The organism is Lentimicrobium sp. S6 (assembly GCF_013166635.1).
Taxonomy (GTDB): Bacteria; Bacteroidota; Bacteroidia; order Bacteroidales; family UBA12170; genus UBA12170.
The window spans coordinates 1-21,204 of the sequence record NZ_JABKBZ010000035.1 but is presented as its reverse complement, the minus strand read 5'-3'; the positions used below and the strand labels follow the sequence as shown (position 1 = coordinate 21,204).

Below are 21,204 nucleotides of genomic sequence, written 5' to 3'. Positions count from 1 at the left end.
CTTTTTTTATTTCATGATGATGATAGAAACATTATATGAACAATTTATAGAATCCTCCGGTGTTTCTACCGATACCAGAAGTTTACAACGAGGAGAGTTGTTTTTCTGCTTAAGTGGTGAGAGTTTCAATGGCAATAAATTTGCTCTTCAAGCGCTTGAAAAAGGTGCTCGAATAGTGGTTTTAGATGATGAGAAGTATTTTACTAACCAAAGTAGAATGATATTGGTAGAAGATAGTCTTAAAACAATGCAAGAATTGGCTTCTTTTCATCGTGATAAACTAGATATTCCGGTTATTGGAATCACCGGAACCAATGGGAAAACCACCACAAAGGAGTTACTGGCTGCTGTTTTATCCTCACATTTCAATATTTCTTATACTAAAGGCAATTTGAATAATCATATAGGTGTTCCTTTAAGCTTGTTGAAGGTAAATGCCAAGCATGATATGGCCATCATAGAAATGGGGGCCAATCATTTGGGTGAGATTGCTGAGTTGTGCGATATTTGCAAGCCAAACTTAGGCGTCATCACTAATATTGGTCATGCACATTTAGAAGGTTTCGGTTCTTATCAGAATATAAAAACCACAAAATTGGCTTTGTACCGTGCTGTAGAAAAAGTAAAGGGCTGTGTTTTTGTTAATGCAGATGATGAGGTTTTGATGGATTCTTCAACCGCTTTAAGAAGAAATACATATGGTATTGGTTCCAGTTCTCAAACTCAAGTCGAATTAAGTGCTTCAAACGTCTCTTTAGTATTTGAGTGGAACAAGTTTAAAATTGAAACACATTTATTTGGTAATTATAATTTATATAATGCAGCAGCTGCCATAGCAATTGGTGAATATTTCAAAATTCCTCAAGAAAAAATTGTCCATGCATTGGAATCCTATATGCCATCGAATAATAGATCTCAAATAGAGAAGGGGGAAAATAATGAATTGATTATGGATGCTTATAATGCCAATCCAGATAGTATGAAGGGTGCCTTACAGTTTTTTAAAAATGTGGACTTCCCAAATAAGATGGTGGTTCTTGGCGATATGCTTGAACTTGGTGAATTTGAAGAAGTGGAACATTTAAAGGTTTTAAATGATTTAATAGAGTATTCATTTGATATAGCATTGCTTGTGGGTGATGCTTTTCTCCAATTCGAAGCATATTATCCTGAATTTAATTTTTTCAAAACTAGTGAGGAAGCAAAACAATATCTGATGATCCAGGGGGTGAAAAGTTATAAAATCCTATTAAAAGGTTCCAGAGGTATTAAATTAGAGGTTTTAAAAGAAGTTTTATTATAATGGAGAGGTATAATGCCATTGGAGTCATGTCAGGAACCTCTTTGGATGGTTTGGACATTGTCTTTGCTGAATTTTTCTTTGATGGAAATAACTGGTTTTATCAGTTCGGTGATTATATCGAAATACCCTATTCAAAAAAATGGCAAAATAAACTATCCAATTTAGCCCAAGCCTCTGCATTTGAATTTGCAAGAACTCATGTGGACTTTGGTCACTATATGGGGAAGAAAGTAGATGCTTTTATTAAAAGTCATCGGCTTGAGGTAGATGTCATTGGTGTTCATGGGCATACTGTTTTTCATCAACCAGAGTTAGGTTTTACTAGCCAGATTGGTGATGGCTCAGCTATAGCTAGTCGAACTGGTCTATTGGTAGCTAATGATTTTAGAAGCATGGATGTAGCTAGAGGAGGGCAGGGAGCACCTTTGGTTCCCATTGGTGATGCTTTATTGTTCTCTAAATACTTAGCTCGATTAAATCTTGGAGGGTTTTCAAATATTTCTTTTGGTGGTGTTGATGATATTAATGCATTCGATATTTGTCCAGTGAATATTGTGATGAATGAGATTACCCGTAAACAGGGCTTAGAATACGATGAAGATGGTAAAATAGCAAGAAATGGTCAGTTGGTTCATGAACTCCTCCATAAACTCAATCAGCTCGATTACTATCAGCATAACGGGCCAAAGTCATTAGGCAGAGAATGGGTGGACGAGTGCTTCTGGCCTTGCTTGTCAACTAATATTTCTGATGAAGACTTATTGAGAACACTAGTGGAGCATACCGCAGACCAAATAGCTTATTCTTTGGCCTCCTCAAAAATAAATTCAGGAAAAGTTTTAATTACTGGAGGTGGGGCCTATAATTCTTTCTTAATAGAAAGAATTAGGGCGAAAATATCTTTAGAGATTGTGATTCCAGACCCTATACTCGTCGAAATGAAAGAAGCTTTGATATTTGCTTTCTTGGGTGTTTTAAGAATTCGAGAACAACCCAATATCTTAAATAAAGTAACTGGGGCAAAACGAGACAGTATTAGTGGGGCGCTCTATAAAGGTGTTTAGCCTATTTTGTTGATTTTTCTTACTAATTTTTCTCCATTTTCAGTTTCCATCACTAAGAAATATAAGCCATTAGGGAGCTGGCTGAAATCAATTTTGGTATTCATTTTGATTTCTTCTATCATAATGGTTTGTCCTTGTTGATTTATGATTTTTAATTGCTGAGCATGATCAGTATTTGTAATCTTAACATTTAAAACATGAGTAACTGGATTTGGATAAATGCTTAATAATTCTTTTTCTTCAATATCCTCAACTCCTGTCGACTCATAAGCACCAGTAAAATATAAGCTAGCTCCAAGCGATCCTTTAGCTACTTCTTTAAAGTATTCCATATCCATATGCTCAATATTGTCATTTGGAGTATGGGCATAGGGAGTTTCATTGTATTCATAAAGTCCTGTAATTACATATCCTTCCTCCATAAAAGGAACATAATCGGTTGCATAGGCATAGCTGATTTCAGTATTTAAACTTGAATATAATTCCATCAAATTAGAGAGCGTGTCAGTAATAGCTGCAGAAGCCGCATTATTACTATTAGGAGCGCTCTCGTCTCTCTCACATACAATAATGTCATTGGTCATTCCATTTACGCCACCAACGGCATCAATATTAAACACTAATTTTATGTTGTGTGATTCAGGAACAACCACATGGTTTACATAATGATTACTCCCGACAAGTCCTACTTCTTCAGCACTAAAATGAATGAAGCGAACAGAATATTGGGTATCAATATCTTTTAGCATCCTCGCTATTTCCATTACAATAGCAGTTCCTGTTCCATTATCATTGGCCCCAGGGCCATTTCTGGTATCATAATGCCCATCAATAATCACATATTTATTGGGATAATGAGTTCCGGTTTTAGTGATGATTAAATTATAACATTCATTCCCAGAATAGCTAAAGGTATCAATGCTAATGTCTTCATATCCCCATTCCTCATAACTAGATTTTATCCAATTGAAAGAATTAACTAAAGCTTCTGTGCCTGGCTCTTTTGAGCCAAAATCAACATGTTGTTGCAGGTTGACCTCCAAAATGTCTAAATCCATGGTTTCAACTATGGTTTCGTAATAGGAATTTGATTCTTGGGCTTTGCTTTGGAATATTAGTAGCAGGCTGAATAAACCTAAGGAAAATATGCTTTTATTAATGCAATTTGAAATATTCATGATAACGTACCTTAATTTTAGTTTTAATATTTCGGCAAATATATTGTTTTCTCGTTTAGGTATGGAGTTTGATCTAGAGGAACCGATAAAAAACAAAACCCCGAAGCTCAATAGGACTTCGGGGCTTTTATATAATCAGAAGATGGTTTATTCTTCTGTTGAATAGTCCATAGCAGCCATACGTTTATAAGAGTTTAAACGTCTTTTTGCCATATCCTCAGAAGCTGCAAATAATGCATCAGCATCTTTAGGGAAGGCTTTCTTCAATGAAGTATAACGTACTTCGTTCATCAAGAACCCTTGGAACTTACTCCAATCTGGTTCTTTAGAATCTAATACGAAAGGATTTTTTCCTTGGTCTTCTAATCTTGGATCGAAACGATACATGCTCCAGTAACCAGCTTCTACAGCTGCTTTCTCTACGCTTTGTGTATCTGTTAATCCGCCTTTTACTCCGTGAGCTATACAAGGAGAATATGTGATGATTAGAGATGGACCAGGATAAGATTCTGCTTCTTTTAAAGCTTTGAAGAATTGATTTTGGTTAGCACCCATTGAAACTTGAGCAACATAAACGTAACCATAAGTCATAGCCATCATACCTAAATCTTTCTTACGAATCTTCTTACCAGAAGCAGCAAATTTAGCTACAGCAGCAGTAGGAGTTGCTTTTGAAGATTGTCCACCAGTGTTTGAGTAAACTTCGGTATCCATTACCAAAACATTCACATCTTCACCAGAAGCCAATACATGGTCTAATCCGCCATATCCAATATCATAAGCCCAACCGTCACCACCGAAGATCCAGTTAGATTTCTTAGAGAAATACTGGCTGATAGCCATTAATTCTTTAGCTTGATCATCATCTGCACCAGCAAGAACTTTCTTTAATTCGTCAGAAGCAATTTTAGACTTTTCACCGTCATTTTTAGTTTCTAACCATTGTGTGAAAGCAGCTTTTCTAACATCACTAACATCACCCTCTAAAGCTTCATTGATTTTCTTTTCAACTCTATCGCGTAATTTATTGATACCTAAAGACATTCCGAAGCCATACTCTGCATTGTCTTCGAATAAAGAGTTAGCCCATGCTGGACCTTCTCCATCAGAATTTTTACAATAAGGAGTAGCAGGAGCAGAACCACCATAGATACTAGAACAACCAGTAGCATTAGCAATAGTCATGCGATCACCATATAATTGAGTGATAGTTTTGATATATGGAGTTTCACCACAACCAGCGCAAGCTCCAGAAAACTCGAATAATGGTTGAGCGAACTGAGAATTCTTAACATTTTTAGTTTTGTCGAAACGATCGGTCTTGTATGTAACGTTCTTAACCATATAATCCCAGTTTTCAGCCTGAACCATTTGGGTTTCTAATGGCTTCATTACTAGTGATTTTTCTTTGGAAGGACAAACAGCAACACAGTTATTACAACCTGTGCAGTCTAAAGCAGAAACTTGAATTCTAAATTGTAATCCGGCTATTTCTTTTCCCTTAGCAGCTAATAAATCAACGCCTTCGCCAACATTTCCAGCTTCAGTATCGTCTAATAAGAATGGACGGATAGCAGCGTGAGGACAAACGTAAGCACATTGGTTACATTGTATACAGTTTTCAGAAACCCATTCAGGAATTTCAATGGCGATACCACGCTTTTCATAAGCAGCAGTTCCAGCAGGGAAAGTACCGTCTTCGCGACCTGTAAATACAGAAACAGGAAGTTGATCACCTTTAAGGTTGTTAACAGGCTCTACTAAGTCTCTAATGAAAGCAGGAATGCTCTCGTCAATGATAGCTTGTTCTGCTTGTATGTCTAAATTTGCCCACTCAGCAGGAATTTCCACCTTGGTAACATCACCACCATTGTCAACAGCAGCAAAGTTCATGTTTACGATTTTCTCACCTTTGTTTCCATAGGATTTTACAATCATTTTCTTCATTTGTTCCACCGCCAATTCGTAAGGAACTACCTCAGCAACTTTAAAGAAAGCAGATTGCATAATAGTATTGGTTCTATTTCCTAGACCAATTTCTTTAGCTATTTCAGTAGCATTGATGATGTACATGCTAATGTTTTTCTCAGCCAAAGTCTTTTTGAAATGTGGAGGAAGATGATTCATTGTTTCTTCCACGTCCCAAATACTATTTAATAGGAATGTGCCATTTTCTTTGATGCCAGCTAGCATATCATATTTTTTCAAATATGCAGGCACATGACATGCAACAAAATCAGGAGTAGTTACTAAATAAGTAGAGCGGATAGGTTGGTCGCCAAAGCGAAGGTGAGAAGCAGTAAAACCACCAGATTTTTTTGAGTCATAAGCGAAATAAGCCTGAGCATATTTGTCAGTATTGTCACCAATAATCTTAATAGAGTTTTTGTTTGCACCTACTGTTCCATCAGCGCCAAGTCCGTAGAATAATCCTTCAAATGTTCCTTTTGGAGCTAGAGAAATAGCTTCACCAACAGGAAGAGAGAGGAAAGTAACATCATCATTAATACCTAAAGTGAATCTGTTTTTAGGTTCAGGCAATTGTAAATTCTCATATACTGCAACTATTTGAGCTGGAGTAGTATCTTTAGAACTTAAACCATAACGACCACCAACTACAATAGGAGCATTTTCTTCACCGTAGAAAATATCTCTTACGTCAAGGTATAATGGCTCACCATTAGCACCTGGTTCTTTTGTTCTGTCTAAAACAGAAATTCTTTTCACTGTTTTAGGAAGTACTCTTCTGAAATATTTCTCAGAGAATGGGCGATATAGGTGAACAGAAATAAGGCCTACTTTTTCACCATTGGCCACTTTATGGTCAATAACTTCTTTAATGGTTTCAGTTACAGAACCCATTGCAATAGTAATGTCTGTAGCATCTTCAGCACCATAATAAGTGAAAGGATGGTATTCTCTTCCAGTTAATTTAGTGATTTCTTGCATGTATTCTTCAACTACGTCAGGAATAGCATCGTAGAATTTATTAGCAGCCTCACGAGATTGGAAATAAATATCTGGATTTTGTGCTGTTCCGCGTGTTACAGGGTTTTCTGGATTTAAAGCATTGGCTCTAAAAGCAGCTAAGGCTTCTTGATCAACAAGAGGAGCTAAATCTTCGTTATTTAGTATTTCAACTTTTTGAATTTCGTGCGAAGTACGGAATCCATCAAAGAAATGTACAAAAGGTACACGAGTTTTAAGAGAAGCAAGGTGAGCAATACCCGCTAAGTCCATTACTTCTTGTACGCCACCAGTTGCTAAGAATGCAAATCCAGTTTGACGGGCAGACATCACATCAGAGTGGTCGCCGAAAATAGAAAGTGCTTGAGCAGCAAGGCTACGTGCACTTACATGGAATACTCCTGGTAATAATTCGCCAGCAATTTTATACATATTAGGAATCATCAGGAGTAGACCCTGAGAAGCTGTATATGTTGATGTAAGAGCACCAGCTTGTAAAGAACCATGAACGGCTCCAGAAGCACCACCTTCTGACTGCATCTCAGATACGGTCACGGTCTCTCCAAAAATGTTTTTTCTGCCACCTGCTGCCCACTCATCTACATATTCTGCCATGTTAGATGATGGTGTGATAGGATAGATAGCAGCAACTTCGCTAAACATATAGGCGATATGTGCAGCTGCATAGTTACCATCACAAGTGATAAATTTTTTCTTATTTTCCATCTTATATAGTATTTAAAATATCAATTTTATGCCAAAGCAGTGCTCCGCTTTAGCGGATGCAAATTTAATAAAATTAAGTGTGAATTTTGCGTAGAACGCGTAAGAATTGCTAATTTTCAGCAATTTAGAAAGGATATAGATTGTATAATGATTTCAAACGATTGCGATAATATAGAGTGCTGATATGGCAATAGTTAAAACATCCTTAATTTTGAAAAGGAGCTTAATAATTTGTATATTTACAATCCAATAAAAAAACTAAATATATAAAGATATGAGTAAGTTGAAAACAAATTATATGGGCATAGAATTAAAGAACCCCATAGTAGTTGGAGCTAGTAATTTGGTTACCGATTTAAATCATTTAAAGAAACTAGAAGCAGCAGGAGCAGGAGCAATTGTTTATAAATCATTGTTTGAAGAACAAATACAGCTAGAGAACTTTTTTGAAGAAGAAGCTATGGCGGAGTATAATAATCGAAATGCTGAAATGATTAATATATATCCTGATATGAAGGATGCTGGGCCTGTAGATTTTCTTCTTAAACTGAAGAAAGCCAAAGAAGCTTTGAATATTCCATTGATTGCAAGTTTAAATTGTGTTTATAAAGAGACATGGGTAGATTATGCCAAGGAAATTGAGAAAACAGGAGTTGATGGTATTGAACTCAACTTTTATGCTACTCCAAGAGAGTTTGGTGTATCAGGTCAAGAGATTCTAGAAGAACAATTGAATATTACTTCTGCTGTAAAAGAGGCTTTAAAAATTCCAGTTGCAGTAAAACTGAGTCCATACTATACCAACACCCTTCGTTTTGCACATATGATGGAAGGCGCAGGAGCTGATGCATTGGTATTGTTTAATAAATTATTCCAACCAGATATAGATATTGATACTGAGGAATTGACTTTTAATTTTAACAAGAGTGGTAAAGGAGATTATCGCCAGTCACTAAGATATATGGGAATGTTACATGGCAAAATGAAAGCTACCCTAGTTGGAAATAGTGGAATTATCGAGGGTAAAGATGTCATAAAAATGATTTTAGCTGGAGCTGAAGCTGTTCAAGTGGTTAGTACACTTTATCAGAATGGTTTAGATTATATTACAACCATGTTAAAAGATATGGAAGCTTGGATGGATGGAAAAGATTATAAATCTTTAGATGAATTTAGAGGTAACCTCTCCAAAGACAACCTAAAAGATCCTTACGCTTACACGCGTGCACAATATGTGGATATTTTAATGAAAAAAGTAGAACTCTATAAGGTGAATACGATGGTATAATGACGGGGTCAATACTATTTTAAAAGGCAAAACTCGAAAGGGTTTTGCCTTTTTATTTTAATACAATAGTGTAAAGCGCTATGTTTTCTTATAAAGTAGTTTTTGATTTTCCTAATCCGAAGCATTCTTTATACTTATCTAGCTCATTAACTAATTTGATTGGTCGGAATAATAAAATTCCACTTGAAGAAATTCTTTCTTTTATTAGGATTTCAAACTATAGGATTTTTAATATTTAGGTTTACAAAATAACACCTATTTATCCTAGCTTTTTCCTAATTTAGCCGTTTCAAATACCAACATTATGGAATCCATCAGAGAAATATATAAAGTAGGAAAAGGACCATCAAGTAGCCATACCATGGGGCCTCGAAAAGCGGCTATTGCATTTTTATCAAAAAACGAAAAGTATTCAAGTTTTAAGGTGACTCTTTTTGGAAGTTTGGCATTAACTGGTAAAGGCCATTTAACTGATCAAGCCATTGAGGAGGTTTTTGAAGATAAAAAACTAGAAATTATTTGGAAACCTGAAGAAAGAAAAGAGTTTCATTCCAATGCCTTATTATTTCAAGCCTTTGACGAGAAAGATAGTCTACAAGCTGAGAATTTAGTTTATAGTGTTGGTGGAGGTAGAATAGTAAATGATGCCGATAAAGACGAAATGCAAATGGCTGCAAACCTTTATCCTTATCGCACCATGGCTGGGATATTAGATTGGTCACAGCAAACCGGTAAATCCTATTGGGAGTATGTATTTGAGGTGGAGGATAACGATTTTAAAACATTCTTAGCTGATATTTGGACCCAGATGAAAGCCACCATCCGAAATGGTCTAGAAAATGAAGGGGTTCTACCTGGCCCTTTAGGTATTAGAAGAAAAGCCAGCTCTTATTATGTTCGTTCCAAGACCATGGGGCGTCATTTACAAAATACATCTAAATTATTCGCATTTGCTTTAGCAGTAAGTGAGGAGAATGCCAGCGGTGGAACTGTTGTAACTGCTCCTACTTGTGGTTCCTGTGGGATTTTACCTTCTGTTCTTTTGTTTCTTCAGGAATCTTACCAATTTACCGATCAAAAAATAATAAGGGCCTTAGCAACAGCAGGTCTTGTTGGGAATTTAATTAAAGAAAATGCTTCCATTTCTGGCGCTGAAGTAGGTTGTCAAGGAGAGGTTGGAGCGGCTTGTTCTATGGCTTCTGCCGCTGCCGCACAATTAGTAGGTGGAAGTACTGGGCAAATTGAGTATGCTGCAGAAATAGGTTTGGAGCACCACCTAGGCCTGACTTGTGATCCGATAGCGGGCTTAGTTCAGGCTCCATGTATTGAAAGAAATGCACACGGTGCTGTCAGAGCCATAGATGCCGCCAGCTTCGCTATTTTGGGTGATGGCACGCACTTGGTCAGTTTTGATGAAACCGTAGAGGCTATGAAACAAACAGGACATGATTTGCCTAGTTTATATAAGGAGACTTCTCTTGGAGGTTTGGCCAAGTTTTCAAAGAGGAGAGAAGGTTATATGTAAGCCTTTTAATGTTCTATGCGGAATATTCATAAGGTTGTTTTTTGAATCTTGAAAATGAATTTTGAGCATTTTAAAAAAATATTATTTTTGCAAGCCAAATTATATAATGAAATCTATTATGAAGAAATCACTTTTGTTCAGCTTAATATTTAGTCTTTTTGCTCTTGTTTCCTTTGGTCAAGATGTTTTTACCTCAGAAAATGATGAGGGTAAATGGGGCTTCGTAGATAATGATGGAAAAGAAGTCATTCCTCATGTTTACGAGAAAGCAGATTGTTTTTATATGGGCTATGCTTCGGTAGTTTTAAACGGAAAAATGGGTCTAATAGATCTGAAAGGAAACGAGGTGGTGCCATTTGAATATGATAATGACTTGATGTATTTTGAGGGTGGTTTAGCCGTGGTAAAGAAGGGAGAGAAATTTGGATATGTGGATTTAACTGGAAAAGTTGTTATTGAAATAAAATTCGACGAAGCCGAGGATGTTAACGATGGGAAATTGAAGGTAAGAATGGGTGAAAAATGGCTTTTCTTAGATAAAGAAGGAAATAAAATACAGTAATTATATTATTTCATTGATTTTAAAATCGCTTTATTAATTCTTTTGGCAATTCCTGGGCCTTCATAAATAAATCCTGTATAGACTTGAATTAAATCAGCCCCAGCCTCTATTTTTTCAAGTGCGTCTTTTGCAGTATGAATTCCTCCAACCCCAATAATAGGGAATGCTTTTTTACTCTTGGTAGCGAGGTATCTAATCACTTCGGTAGACTTGTTTTTTAGAGGAGCTCCACTGAGTCCACCGTTTCCTATCGATTCAAATTCGCATTCTAAGTTTTCGCGTGTAACGGTGGTGTTCGTAGCAATTACGCCGTCAATCTGGGTTTTCTTAATGATATCGATTACTTCATCAAGCTGTTTCTCGTTTAAGTCTGGAGCTACCTTAAGTAAAACAGGTTTACGTTTGGCTTTCTTATTATTGGCTTTCTGTACTGTAAAAAGAATTTCCTCTAAAAAGTCTTGATCTTGTAATTCACAAAGATTAGTCACATTGGGGCAACTTACATTCACCACAAAATAATCCACATAGGGAAATAACCCTTCGAATACAGCTAAATAATCTTGTACAGCTATATCATTTGGTGTTGCGGTGTTCTTGCCTAAATTACCTCCTATGATAGCCTTGGTTTTTCTCTTTTTTAAATTCTTAACAGCGAAATCGATACCGCCATTATTAAAGCCCATTCTATTGATAATCGCATGATCTTTAATCAAGCGGAATACTCTTGGTTTGGGATTTCCGGGCTGGGCTTTTGGAGTTACGCTACCAATCTCTATATGACCAAATCCAAATTCTGCCAACTCGTTAAACATTTGTGCATCCTTGTCAAACCCTGCAGCAATTCCAACAGGGTTTTTAAACTTGATGCCAAAGACTTCTCGTTCTAAGCGACTATCTTTAACTGCATAACATCCTCTCACTATGTTTTTAATGCATGGAATAGCAAATCCAATTTTCAAGGTCTTTTTGATCAAATGATGAACATTCTCAGCATACATTTGGAAAAGAACTGGACGAATAATGAGTTTATACATTTTTTGCAGTTTAAAAAACACAAGATTTTAATAGCTAAAATCTTGTGTTTATTTTTTTTATTTTTCTGTTGAAGTCTCTTCTTCAGAATTTGCTTCTTCTTCTTCTTTGGTCGCTTCTTCTAAATCAATCAGTTCATTTTCGATTAAAAGATTGTACCAGCTAATTAATTTCTTGATATCAGAAACGTATACTCTTTCTTGATCATAGTCAGGAAGTATTTCAAGCATCAATCCTTTTAACTCGTTTGCAGAACTTTTATGACTGATGGTTTTCTTTCCGTCTTCTTTCTTATAAATACTCTTAAGAACTTCTTTCAAAGGAACATCATCTAATTCAGTGAATATGCTAATCTCTTCTAAAGAGCTAATTCTTTCGTGTGAAAATGCAGGGATTCTTCTTCCGTCTAATAAAGATTCTACTATCAATCCTGATTTAGATTGAGAAATCATTTTGTGTAATCCGGGTTTACCGGCTATCGATAAAATTTTGCTTAAATCCATATGCTTTTTTTGATTTGTGCCTGCAAAAGTAGTAAAATTCGATAATTTCGAAATAGCCACTAATTATTTAACGTATAATAATTGATTTTTTTTCTAATTCACTACATTTGCAAGCAAATCAAAATCTCAATGAAGAAACGCACACTGATTTTTGTACTTTTTGATATACTCTTTGTATTTATTGCCTTTATGTTGGCTGCTTATTTTAAGACAGGCAAGGAAAAGGCGGTATTTAATTATTATTGGGTGCCTTTTTTAATATTTGAAGCGGTATGGATAGGTTCGTCTGTTATTTTTGGGAAATATCATCCTAATAAGGCTAAGAATAGCAAAGCTTATGTGTTGTCTATTATAAAAAGCAATCTCTTTATCCTATTTTCTATCACTTTTGTTATCTTTTTTGCTTCTTTGAGCTATAGTAGGTTAATGATTGTTTTAACAGTTGTCTTTGCAACAATTTTAGAGGGCGTAGCGAGTTCTTTCTTTGTTCACAACCGAGAATTGAATAAGGAAATGGATGACTTGGAGCGCTTTCAAAAGATTCCAAAATTCAAAAAAGAATATGAATATCCAACTTTTGATGAGCAAGCCAAGTCAAGCGAGGGATTGGAGCAAAAACATCAATTGATACAAAGTGAAGTGGGTAATGAGGTGCTTAAGTTTATTGATGAGCATATTCCTTTGGTAGACCCAAGTCTTATGTTGGTTTCCACTTCAACTAAATTCAATATTTATAATCAACCTAAGGCAGAGTATAACTCAGTAGTAAATTTAAAGAGAATCAATGATATTCTTCGAATCAATAAGTTTTTTGAAGCGGTGAACGCCAAGCTACCCATGGGAGGTTTGTATCTTAATTATGTGGAAACCTATACGCTCCGCAAACAAAGAATATTGAAAAAATTCCCACCGGGGATTAACTGGGTTGTATATAGTATCGATTTTGGTTTTAAACGTATTATGCCAAAATTATGGACTACAAAAAAAATATATTTTATTTTAACGAAAGGAAGGAATAGGGTGATGTCAAAAGCCGAAACTTTCGGTAGACTTTATAGTTGTGGATTCGAAATAGTAGAAGAAAAGTTGATAGGCTCTGATTTATACTTTGTGACGCGTAAGATTGCTGAGCCGGTATTTGATTCCAACCCAACCTATGGTCCTTTAATTAAACTTCGTCGCTTTGGTAAAGGAGGAAATAAAATTGGAGTTTATAAGATGAGGACCATGCATCCTTATTCTGAATATTTACAAGGCTATATTTACGATAGGAATAAATTACAAGATGGAGGGAAGTTTGCCGATGATTTTCGTGTGACATCTATTGGTAAATTTATGAGGAAATTTTGGTTAGATGAGCTTCCGATGTTCCTCAATGTGTTTAAAGGAGAGATGAAAATTGTTGGTGTAAGGCCATTAAGTTCCCATTATTTTAATCTTTATTCCGATGAATTAAAAGAACGTAGGTTAAAATATAAACCAGGCTTAGTTCCTCCTTTCTACGTAGATATGCCTGTGACTTTAGAAGAAATTATGGCGTCTGAAATGAAATACCTAGAAGCATACGAAAAACATCCTTTTAGAACCGATGTGAGTTATTTCTTTAAAGCATTTTATAATATTCTCATTAAAAAGGCTAGGAGTAATTAATTTATGAAGCAACTACTTCAACAAAAGAAACTATTTAAAATACTATTCTGGCTTTGGGGATTAACTATTTTTATATTGTCTTCTTTACCCAATATTCCAACACAAAAGATAAATATATGGAATGAACCTTTCCGTTTGGATTATCTGGAACACTTTGGAGTTTTTGCCATTTGGGGGACTTTCTTTATCGTATGGAAATCTAGTATCGATGGCGTTTTTCCATTTAGAAAATACTTTTGGGCAATAATTGGTTTAGTTATTTTTGCATGTGCCGATGAAATACATCAAATTTGGATTCCTGATAGGACATTTAATCCTTTAGATTTGATTTATAATGTGGCAGGTTTATTGACCACTTATTTGCTAGTTCCTGCTTTTTTGAAACAGATTTATAAAAAATAGCTATCTTCAAACCCTCATGATAGAATATTTCATTCATAAAAACAATATTGGAGATTCTTGGGATGATTTTGTAAAATCTCATCCCAGAGGTAATTCTTTTCAAATGAGTTTGTTTTATGAATTTTACATACACACTAGTGAGTTTCGTCCTTTTTATTGTGTGGCAAAAGATAGCAATAGTAAAAAGTTACTGGGAGGATTCCTATTTGTGATTCAACGAAAAAGTAAGCGAATCCCAGATAGGTTTTTTAGGCGATCATTAATTGTTGGAGGACCTTTGATTCCTACCAATGGGGAGAAAATACTCGATGGATTACTGAAAGTCTATGCTGATTTTACTAAACACAAAGCTATTTATTCTGAAATTAGAAATTTACACAGTTGGAGCCATCAAATAGATGTTTTCTTGAGGAACGGCTTTAAATATGAGGCGCATTTGAATTATCAGATTCCTCTGACTAATCGTGATGTGGAAGCTTCATTTAGTAAAAGTAAACGTCGTCAGATTAAAAAAGCCATAGCCAATGGAGCTAAAATCATTAAAAAACCAGATATTGGCCAAGTCAATCAGTTTTATGAGATTCTAGCCGATTTGTACCGCACAAAAATTAATAAACCACTTCCTGATTGGCATTTCTTTGAGAGTTTTTATAATCATGTGGTTCAAAAAGGTCATGGGAAATACCTTTTGGTGCATTATGATGGGAGGATAGTAGGAGGGATTATGTTGCCTATTTATCAGCATAAAATGGTATATGAGTGGTATGTGGCTGGATTAGATCAAGAGTGTAAACCCGCTTATCCTTCAGTAATGGCTACATGGGCAGGTATAAAATATGCCATGGATAATGACTTCACAGGTTTCGATTTTATGGGTGCCGGAGTACCGTCACATTCTTATGGCGTTCGTGAGTTTAAAAGTAAATTTGGAGGAAGAATCCTCAATTATGGCCGTTTTACCAATAGCCATTACAAAGTTTTTCATTGGTTCATTAAAATGTTCCTAAAACTATTTTCTAAAAATGCATAATATGAAGAAATATATAATAGGATTGATATTGATGTTTTCGGCTTTGATTAATATACATTCTCAAGTGGTGTATGAACATATTAGCAATGAAAATATCTATGATTATTTAGATGAATTGGCAACTGAGGGTTGGATAGAAATCAATAGTGTAATAAAACCCTATAGCAGAAATTTTATCGCAGAGAAACTGGAAGAGGCGGAAGGATATCGTAACGAAATGTCTCAAAGACAATCTAAAGAACTTGATTTCTATTTGACAGGTTTTACCTTGGAATTACATGATAGGTTGAGTTTAAATCCTAAGGTTAACTTTCTTAAGAAAACTGACGGGTTTGGAATAGATATCAATCCCTTAGGAGGATTCTATCAAGATAAATTATTTAGCTTTCAAATACAGCCAGTCTACGGTTATAATATGTTTAATAACGATAATGGAACAGAGTCTTTTAGTTATGGTGGGCTGCAAGGTTATGGATATATAGGCGAGCATGTTGGCGTTTATGCCAGTCTCCGAGATCATCATAGTACAACTATTTTTAATAAGACGGATTATTTGACTCCCATGTCTGGAGGGAATTTTAAGTATAGAGACGGAGGAGTGGATTGGAGTGAGATGAGAGGAGGAGTTACTTTTAGTTGGAATTGGGGAGAAATAGGCGTGATAAAAGACCATTTTGAATGGGGAACCAATACCCACGGCGCCAATATCTTCTCAGGTAAGCAGCCATCGTTTGCTCAAATAGCTATTAAGTTAAAACCTGCTTATTGGCTCGAGTTTAATTATGTTCATGGCTGGTTGGTGAGTGAAGTAGTGGATAGTGCGCGTAGTTATTGGGATGGTACAAGCAATGATCCTCGTTATCGCTCCGTATTTCGCAAAAAGTGGATGACAGCTAATATGTTCACTGTTCGTCCCATAAAAGGATTAAATGTTTCCATAGGAAATAGTATTGTTTATAGTGATGTGGATCATCCAGCCTTCTGGATGCCCATATTTGTTTACAAACCTATAGACCATACATATAATGCTACAGATAGTTATGGGCAAGCAGGACAAAATTCTCAGCTCTTTGCTGATGTTTCTGTGAGGTTGATCAGGCATTTGCATTTATACGGCGCTTTATATTCTGATGAAATAAAGTTCGATAGAATGAAAACGGATTCTCTTCATAATTTCTGGAGTTGGAAAGGCGGTTTTCAGTTAAGTAATTTCGTGGTGAATAATTACGAGATAGGATTTGAGTATTCAAAAACTTTGCCTGGAACTTTCCAGCATCCTATTTCTACAACAACTTTTGAGTCTAACAATTACAATATGGGTTATTATTTGCGCGATAATAGCGACGAAATATATTTCTATTGTAAGTTTAAACCCATTAGAGGCCTGCATATAAAAGGGGAGGCTTTTATTGCTCGCCATGGACCTGATGAGAAATATGAAGACGGAAATGTTATTGTTGCTGTACCATTTATGGAAGAAGTATCTTGGAAGAATACTACTTATGCTTTGAACATTAAATATGAAGTAGTAAATAATGTATATGTTTGGGCCAATGCCACCATTAGCAATATTGAAGGAGATGAGGAATTGGTAAAAAAATGGACGCCAGAATTTTATATTGGAAACCAGACTACATTGTCAGGTGGGTTTAATATTGGTTTCTAATGCACGAAATAAATGTGATATTTCGGCATCAGGATGTGGCTCCTAAGGAATTAGTTGGACAAGTAGCTGTTGTGATAGATGTGCTTCGTGCAACTTCTGTCATGGCCACAGCTTTGGCAAATGGTGCCACAAAAGTAAAGACGGTTCAAACTTCTCAACAGGCTCTAACTCTAAAAACTCAAAATACTAATCTACTTTTGGCTGGCGAGAGAAATGCCATAAAGTTAGCGAAATTTGATTTTGGTAACTCTCCTCTTGAAATGCGTAGCGAGCTTATTGATGGAAAAGAAATAGTTCTCTGTACATCCAATGGGACTCAAGCGGTAGCAATAGCCCATCGTGCTATAAAAGTTGTTACAGCTGCTTTTGTAAATATGAAAGCAGTAGTTAAACGATTAGATTTATTAGAAGAGGATATCACCATCATTTGTTCTGGAACTAATGGGCAATTTAGTCTAGATGATTCATTAGCAGCAGGTATTTTAGTTAACAGGTTGACAAGAACTAAGGGCTATAAACTGAGTGACAGTGCACAATCCATGGCATTAGCTATTAAAGATGAAAATAAGCTTCAAGAGAGTTTGAAAGACTGTTACCATTTAAATTTATTAAGGGCTAAAGGATTTAAGAATGATGTGGATTATTGTCTGACTTTGGATAGCCTTAATGTGGTTCCACAATTGAAGAATGGTTATTTCGTGGTTTAAATTACCTTTGCAAAAAAAATATTGAAATGATACAATTAGGAGAATATAACGAGCTAGCGGCAAAAAGACAAACAGATAATGGATGGTATTTGGTTGATGATGAGGATTATGAGGTTCTGATGCCCAATAAATATGTGCCTGAAAATTGTGAGGAGGGTACACAAGTTAAAGTGTTCGTTTATAAAGATTCTGAAGATAGAATTGTAGCTACTACAGATACGCCTTTGATTCGTGTCAATGAGTTTGCTTTTTTACTAGTAAAAGATGTCAATTCATTTGGTGCTTTCTTAGAGTGGGGTATGGAAAAGGACTTATTGGTTCCATTTAGCGAGCAACAACATAGAATGTCAGCAGGTGATACCGTGGTGGTGCGTTTAGTTTTAGATGAGAAAACTGAACGACTATTCGGTACTACCAAGCTCAATAAATATCTGGTTACAGAACATATCGTAGTTAAGGAAGGTGAAGAAGTAGATGCCATTATTATTGATGAATCAGACTTGGGTTTTAAAGCTATTATTGAGGATGCGCATCAAGGATTACTATATAAAAGTGAAACTTTCAGGACATTGGAAATAGGAGATAAACTAAAGGTTTGGGTGAAGAAAATCCGTCCAGATGGTAAAATTGATTTGAGTCTACAGCAACAGGGCTATGAAAGTATTGAGCCAGCGGCTCAGAAAATTCTAGATAAATTAGAGAAAAATGATGGTTATTTAGCACTTCACGACAAAAGTCATCCCATGGAAGTAGCAGAATTTCTTCATATGAGTAAAAAAGTATTTAAAAAAGCTTTAGGGACTCTTTATAGTAAAAGGCTTATTGTATTGGAAGATAAAGGGATACGATTGGTGAAAAAATAAATTTGAAATAATAGTTCTAAAATGGCTTGTATTTTCAAAATATCTCTATATTTGCAACCGCTAAGGACGAAAAGGAATTAGCAAAGTGCAAAATTTAATGGGGGCTTAGCTCAGTTGGTTCAGAGCATCTGCCTTACAAGCAGAGGGTCGCTGGTTCGAATCCAGCAGTCCCCACTAAAAAAGCATTTAAAACTTAGGTTTTGAATGCTTTTTTTTTGTCTAAAACCTTGGATAAATGCAAATATCATAATTCAGAAAAATATTTTAAAAATCTGATTCGTATATTTAAAAATATTCTATATTTGCACTCGCTAAGGACAAAAAGGAATTAGCAAAGTACAAAATGTAATGGGGGCTTAGCTCAGTTGGTTCAGAGCATCTGCCTTACAAGCAGAGGGTCGCTGGTTCGAATCCAGCAGTCCCCACATCAAGCACTTATAACATTGTTATAGGTGCTTTTTTTTATTTGCTCACACAGAATTAAAAGTTAAATTTAAGCAAGTTCGATATTCTTATACCAACCTAAGTGAAATCCCTTAGGTTGAAACACTCAAGTTAATAGGTTTTTCCCCCATTAGAATGCTGTTATGATAAGGTATATTTGTTCCATCAGATTTTTGAAAATCTAAGTTCTTTTTGTTTTGACACAAACCCGAATATATATACGATTATTTTGGATTTATTGATATCATAATATATTATTAGTTAATAATCGGATTGCAATCATTTGTAACATATAGATTGTACTTTTGTTTTTGATAAGGGCTGGTTTTTTGAAACCTGCCCTTTTTTTATGATCAAAAAAACCGATACATTTCTGCATCGGTTCGTGAGTTATGCATATTTGATTAGAGTGTATTTAAATCAAAAGAAAGAATAGTCCCGCTTTTTTCCATCTTTTTAATGTCATTATATTTTCCAAAAGTATTGGTTCCATTATCTAGATTTGGCATCCAGAAGAGGATGTTTGAAAATGGATCTACTGTGTAAGAAGGGTTTTCTTTACTGAACTTCATGGGGATAAAGCCTTTGATATCTCCATCTAATTTAGAAACTATTGCTAAGCCTATCCCTCCTCTTTCTTTATCCTTTGTCATTAAAAGGACATATTTTTTAGTGGCTTTAGAATTTTTAAAACGCTCAGAAATGGCTTTGATATTATCTCCTAAATCCACAGCGTTTAAAACACCCATTGCAGCCATTTCTTGCATGTCTGAGTTTAGCTCTTGTTTGGCTTCATCCATTCCTTCTTTGTATTCTGTGACATCTTTTCGGTATTCTGCGAGATCTGCGTCATATCCTTTAGTTTCTACATAAGCTTTGTCAAGAGCATCCATTCCTTCACGCATATTTTGATCGTAAGATTCTACTGATGCAACTATCGCTTGTGATGCCGCTACTTGTGCCAAGCCACCCATAACCTTTAATGTGGCACCAAGTACATTTCCGGCTACATTTAGAAAGCCAGCTCCAGGAGCAGGGTAGTATTTTTTGTATATTGTTTTACCATCCCAGTCTAATTTTAATAAGTTTTGATCAGAATATAAAGCCAAACCATCCTCAAAAGAATCTAATCCTTTTGCTTCGTCACCGCCATCAAATTTAATTTTGTCTATATTGAATTGCTTGGCTTCTAACGTGTTCGTGTTGAATTGTATAATGTATCTTTTTGCGGATGAGTAGAAGTAAACTTGGTCTTTGTGTTTGGTTTTTAAAAGGAAATCATCTCCACCCGTTTTTAGTTCTTTGTTAATGACTAATTCTTTTGTCTCATAATTATAGATGTTGGCTCCATGGGGAGATGAGATAAGTAGTCCACCTTTAACTTCTTCGAATTCGTATGGCCCAGGGAATATTTTGATTGATTTTTTCAGTTCTAAGCTCCCTTCTTCTTGATTGATGATGTTTAAGAAAAAAGTCTCAGCCATATAGGATTTCGTAATGAATGCGATTCCATTTTTACAGAATCGAGATTGTATGTAACCTCCTTTAAATTCTATTCCTTTTTCGCCCCATTTTGTAGCTCCGGTATTATAATCAACAAATTGTAGCTTGTGTTTTTTCATGGCATTATTGTCACTGGCAGGAATTAATATCATACCTTCTTTTTCAAAAATCAGGTTTTTTACTGGGCCAGTAACTTTTACTGGTTTATCCCAGCTTAATTCGCCAGTTGAGACTTTAAAAGAAGACATATATCCACCGCTAAAAACGTATAGATTTTCACCCTTAATATCTGGGAAAATATTTGAATACAATACTGAGGCTGCTTTAAAGAATCCTTCTTGATCGCCAAACATGCTTGGGTATTGTATGTTCCAAACAATTTCCCCACTTTTATTAAAGTATATTAACCTGTCATGAACAGCGGTAAAAACACCACCTTTACTATCTCCAACAGGATTACACATTAAGCCTTTAGCTTCCTCATCTTCTTCAATACTGATAAATCCACCTGCAATCTCTTTATCATGGTCAAGGTCTAAATCTTGCTTCCAGAGGAGTTTTCCACTCGTTAAACTCACCATCCAAAATTGCTCCTTATCGTTCATTTGAGTATAAACTAAAAAATTATTACCAGCTCTTACCGGGTAATAGGCATCAATATTTTGGGTCACATTAAAAACTATGGGGAATCCTTATCTTAGCTGACAAAAATTAAGTTTTGGAATTAACAATATTACAAGAGTTTTTACCCGCATTTATCTTAGATTATTTTGAGGTAAAAGAGTTTTACA

Annotated in this window: 16 protein-coding genes and 2 tRNA genes; 13 read left to right on the top strand and 5 right to left on the bottom strand. The window is 35.5% G+C overall.

Annotated elements, in window-relative coordinates:
- The first annotated feature begins 19 nt into the window (after window positions 1-19).
- On the top strand, window positions 20-1,303 hold the full coding sequence (murF, locus tag HNS40_RS12445) for a UDP-N-acetylmuramoyl-tripeptide--D-alanyl-D-alanine ligase (protein WP_172281261.1): 1,284 nt from the start codon (window positions 20-22) through the stop codon (window positions 1,301-1,303).
- Window positions 1,303-2,367 carry an anhydro-N-acetylmuramic acid kinase gene (locus HNS40_RS12440; RefSeq protein ID WP_172281259.1) on the top strand — a complete coding sequence of 355 codons (1,065 nt, stop codon included), beginning with the start codon at window positions 1,303-1,305 and terminating at the stop codon, window positions 2,365-2,367. Before murF ends, HNS40_RS12440 begins: the two co-directional genes overlap by 1 nt.
- Here HNS40_RS12440 and HNS40_RS12435 read toward each other — a convergent pair.
- Both HNS40_RS12435 and nifJ read right to left on the bottom strand, forming a co-directional pair.
- On the bottom strand, window positions 2,364-3,545 hold the full coding sequence (locus tag HNS40_RS12435; RefSeq protein WP_172281257.1) for a M20/M25/M40 family metallo-hydrolase: 1,182 nt from the start codon (window positions 3,543-3,545) through the stop codon (window positions 2,364-2,366). The genes HNS40_RS12440 and HNS40_RS12435 overlap by 4 nt on opposite strands.
- A 147-nt stretch (window positions 3,546-3,692) precedes the next feature.
- Complete coding sequence (nifJ, locus tag HNS40_RS12430) at window positions 3,693-7,238, bottom strand: pyruvate:ferredoxin (flavodoxin) oxidoreductase (protein WP_172281255.1); 3,546 nt, start codon at window positions 7,236-7,238, stop codon at window positions 3,693-3,695.
- Window positions 7,239-7,512: 274 nt separating this feature from the next.
- On the opposite strand from nifJ, the gene HNS40_RS12425 reads away from it, so the two are divergent.
- The 3 genes from HNS40_RS12425 to HNS40_RS12415 all read left to right on the top strand — a co-directional run bounded on the left by HNS40_RS12425 (window position 7,513) and on the right by HNS40_RS12415 (window position 10,613).
- Window positions 7,513-8,526: a dihydroorotate dehydrogenase-like protein gene (locus HNS40_RS12425; protein ID WP_172281253.1), complete on the top strand. Its 1,014-nt coding sequence runs from the start codon at window positions 7,513-7,515 to the stop codon at window positions 8,524-8,526.
- A gap of 304 nt (window positions 8,527-8,830) precedes the next feature.
- Window positions 8,831-10,051, top strand: a complete 1,221-nt coding sequence (locus tag HNS40_RS12420) for an L-serine ammonia-lyase (protein WP_172281251.1) — start codon at window positions 8,831-8,833, stop codon at window positions 10,049-10,051.
- A 118-nt stretch (window positions 10,052-10,169) separates the two neighbouring features.
- A complete protein-coding gene (locus HNS40_RS12415; RefSeq protein WP_172281249.1) occupies window positions 10,170-10,613 on the top strand; it encodes a WG repeat-containing protein in 444 nt (147 codons plus the stop codon).
- A 5-nt stretch (window positions 10,614-10,618) separates the two neighbouring features.
- Here the strand turns inward: HNS40_RS12415 and HNS40_RS12410 are convergent, their stop codons facing one another.
- Together HNS40_RS12410 and HNS40_RS12405 are read right to left on the bottom strand one after the other, a co-directional pair.
- The gene (locus HNS40_RS12410) at window positions 10,619-11,647 is read right to left on the bottom strand and encodes a quinone-dependent dihydroorotate dehydrogenase (protein ID WP_172281247.1); all 1,029 of its coding nucleotides are present in this window, start codon (window positions 11,645-11,647) and stop codon (window positions 10,619-10,621) included.
- A gap of 57 nt (window positions 11,648-11,704) precedes the next feature.
- A complete protein-coding gene (locus tag HNS40_RS12405) occupies window positions 11,705-12,148 on the bottom strand; it encodes a DUF5606 domain-containing protein (RefSeq protein WP_172281245.1) in 444 nt (147 codons plus the stop codon).
- A gap of 129 nt (window positions 12,149-12,277) precedes the next feature.
- On the opposite strand from HNS40_RS12405, the gene HNS40_RS23590 reads away from it, so the two are divergent.
- From HNS40_RS23590 to HNS40_RS12365, 8 genes are all read left to right on the top strand, one after another.
- Complete coding sequence (locus HNS40_RS23590) at window positions 12,278-13,798, top strand: sugar transferase (protein WP_305847159.1); 1,521 nt, start codon at window positions 12,278-12,280, stop codon at window positions 13,796-13,798.
- A 3-nt stretch (window positions 13,799-13,801) separates the two neighbouring features.
- Window positions 13,802-14,200, top strand: coding sequence for a VanZ family protein (locus tag HNS40_RS12395; protein WP_172281243.1), 399 nt, complete (start codon window positions 13,802-13,804; stop codon window positions 14,198-14,200).
- Window positions 14,201-14,216: 16 nt separating this feature from the next.
- Window positions 14,217-15,230, top strand: coding sequence for a GNAT family N-acetyltransferase (locus HNS40_RS12390; protein ID WP_172281241.1), 1,014 nt, complete (start codon window positions 14,217-14,219; stop codon window positions 15,228-15,230).
- Window position 15,231: 1 nt separating this feature from the next.
- Window positions 15,232-16,896, top strand: a complete 1,665-nt coding sequence (locus tag HNS40_RS12385) for a hypothetical protein (protein ID WP_172281239.1) — start codon at window positions 15,232-15,234, stop codon at window positions 16,894-16,896.
- Window positions 16,896-17,603, top strand: coding sequence for a 2-phosphosulfolactate phosphatase (locus HNS40_RS12380; protein WP_172281237.1), 708 nt, complete (start codon window positions 16,896-16,898; stop codon window positions 17,601-17,603). Before HNS40_RS12385 ends, HNS40_RS12380 begins: the two co-directional genes overlap by 1 nt.
- A gap of 26 nt (window positions 17,604-17,629) precedes the next feature.
- A complete protein-coding gene (locus HNS40_RS12375; protein ID WP_172281235.1) occupies window positions 17,630-18,466 on the top strand; it encodes a S1 RNA-binding domain-containing protein in 837 nt (278 codons plus the stop codon).
- Window positions 18,467-18,565: 99 nt separating this feature from the next.
- A tRNA-Val gene (locus HNS40_RS12370) sits at window positions 18,566-18,640 on the top strand.
- Window positions 18,641-18,816: 176 nt separating this feature from the next.
- Window positions 18,817-18,891: transfer RNA gene (locus tag HNS40_RS12365), tRNA-Val, on the top strand.
- Between the two features lie 423 nt (window positions 18,892-19,314).
- On the opposite strand, the gene HNS40_RS12360 is transcribed toward HNS40_RS12365, so the two are convergent.
- On the bottom strand, window positions 19,315-21,084 hold the full coding sequence (locus HNS40_RS12360) for a hypothetical protein (protein ID WP_172281233.1): 1,770 nt from the start codon (window positions 21,082-21,084) through the stop codon (window positions 19,315-19,317).
- Between the last annotated feature and the right edge of the window lie 120 nt (window positions 21,085-21,204).

Excerpts from the sequence above, each read along its gene's own strand:
- murF (WP_172281261.1), top strand. The coding sequence starts at position 20 with ATGATAGAAACATTATATGAACAATTTATAGAATCCTCCGGTGTTTCT.
- HNS40_RS12440 (WP_172281259.1), top strand. The coding sequence starts at position 1,303 with ATGGAGAGGTATAATGCCATTGGAGTCATGTCAGGAACCTCTTTGGAT.
- HNS40_RS12435 (WP_172281257.1), bottom strand. The coding sequence starts at position 3,545 with ATGAATATTTCAAATTGCATTAATAAAAGCATATTTTCCTTAGGTTTA.
- nifJ (WP_172281255.1), bottom strand. The coding sequence starts at position 7,238 with ATGGAAAATAAGAAAAAATTTATCACTTGTGATGGTAACTATGCAGCT.
- HNS40_RS12425 (WP_172281253.1), top strand. The coding sequence starts at position 7,513 with ATGAGTAAGTTGAAAACAAATTATATGGGCATAGAATTAAAGAACCCC.
- HNS40_RS12420 (WP_172281251.1), top strand. The coding sequence starts at position 8,831 with ATGGAATCCATCAGAGAAATATATAAAGTAGGAAAAGGACCATCAAGT.
- HNS40_RS12415 (WP_172281249.1), top strand. The coding sequence starts at position 10,170 with ATGAAGAAATCACTTTTGTTCAGCTTAATATTTAGTCTTTTTGCTCTT.
- HNS40_RS12410 (WP_172281247.1), bottom strand. The coding sequence starts at position 11,647 with ATGTATAAACTCATTATTCGTCCAGTTCTTTTCCAAATGTATGCTGAG.
- HNS40_RS12405 (WP_172281245.1), bottom strand. The coding sequence starts at position 12,148 with ATGGATTTAAGCAAAATTTTATCGATAGCCGGTAAACCCGGATTACAC.
- HNS40_RS23590 (WP_305847159.1), top strand. The coding sequence starts at position 12,278 with ATGAAGAAACGCACACTGATTTTTGTACTTTTTGATATACTCTTTGTA.
- HNS40_RS12395 (WP_172281243.1), top strand. The coding sequence starts at position 13,802 with ATGAAGCAACTACTTCAACAAAAGAAACTATTTAAAATACTATTCTGG.
- HNS40_RS12390 (WP_172281241.1), top strand. The coding sequence starts at position 14,217 with ATGATAGAATATTTCATTCATAAAAACAATATTGGAGATTCTTGGGAT.
- HNS40_RS12385 (WP_172281239.1), top strand. The coding sequence starts at position 15,232 with ATGAAGAAATATATAATAGGATTGATATTGATGTTTTCGGCTTTGATT.
- HNS40_RS12380 (WP_172281237.1), top strand. The coding sequence starts at position 16,896 with ATGCACGAAATAAATGTGATATTTCGGCATCAGGATGTGGCTCCTAAG.
- HNS40_RS12375 (WP_172281235.1), top strand. The coding sequence starts at position 17,630 with ATGATACAATTAGGAGAATATAACGAGCTAGCGGCAAAAAGACAAACA.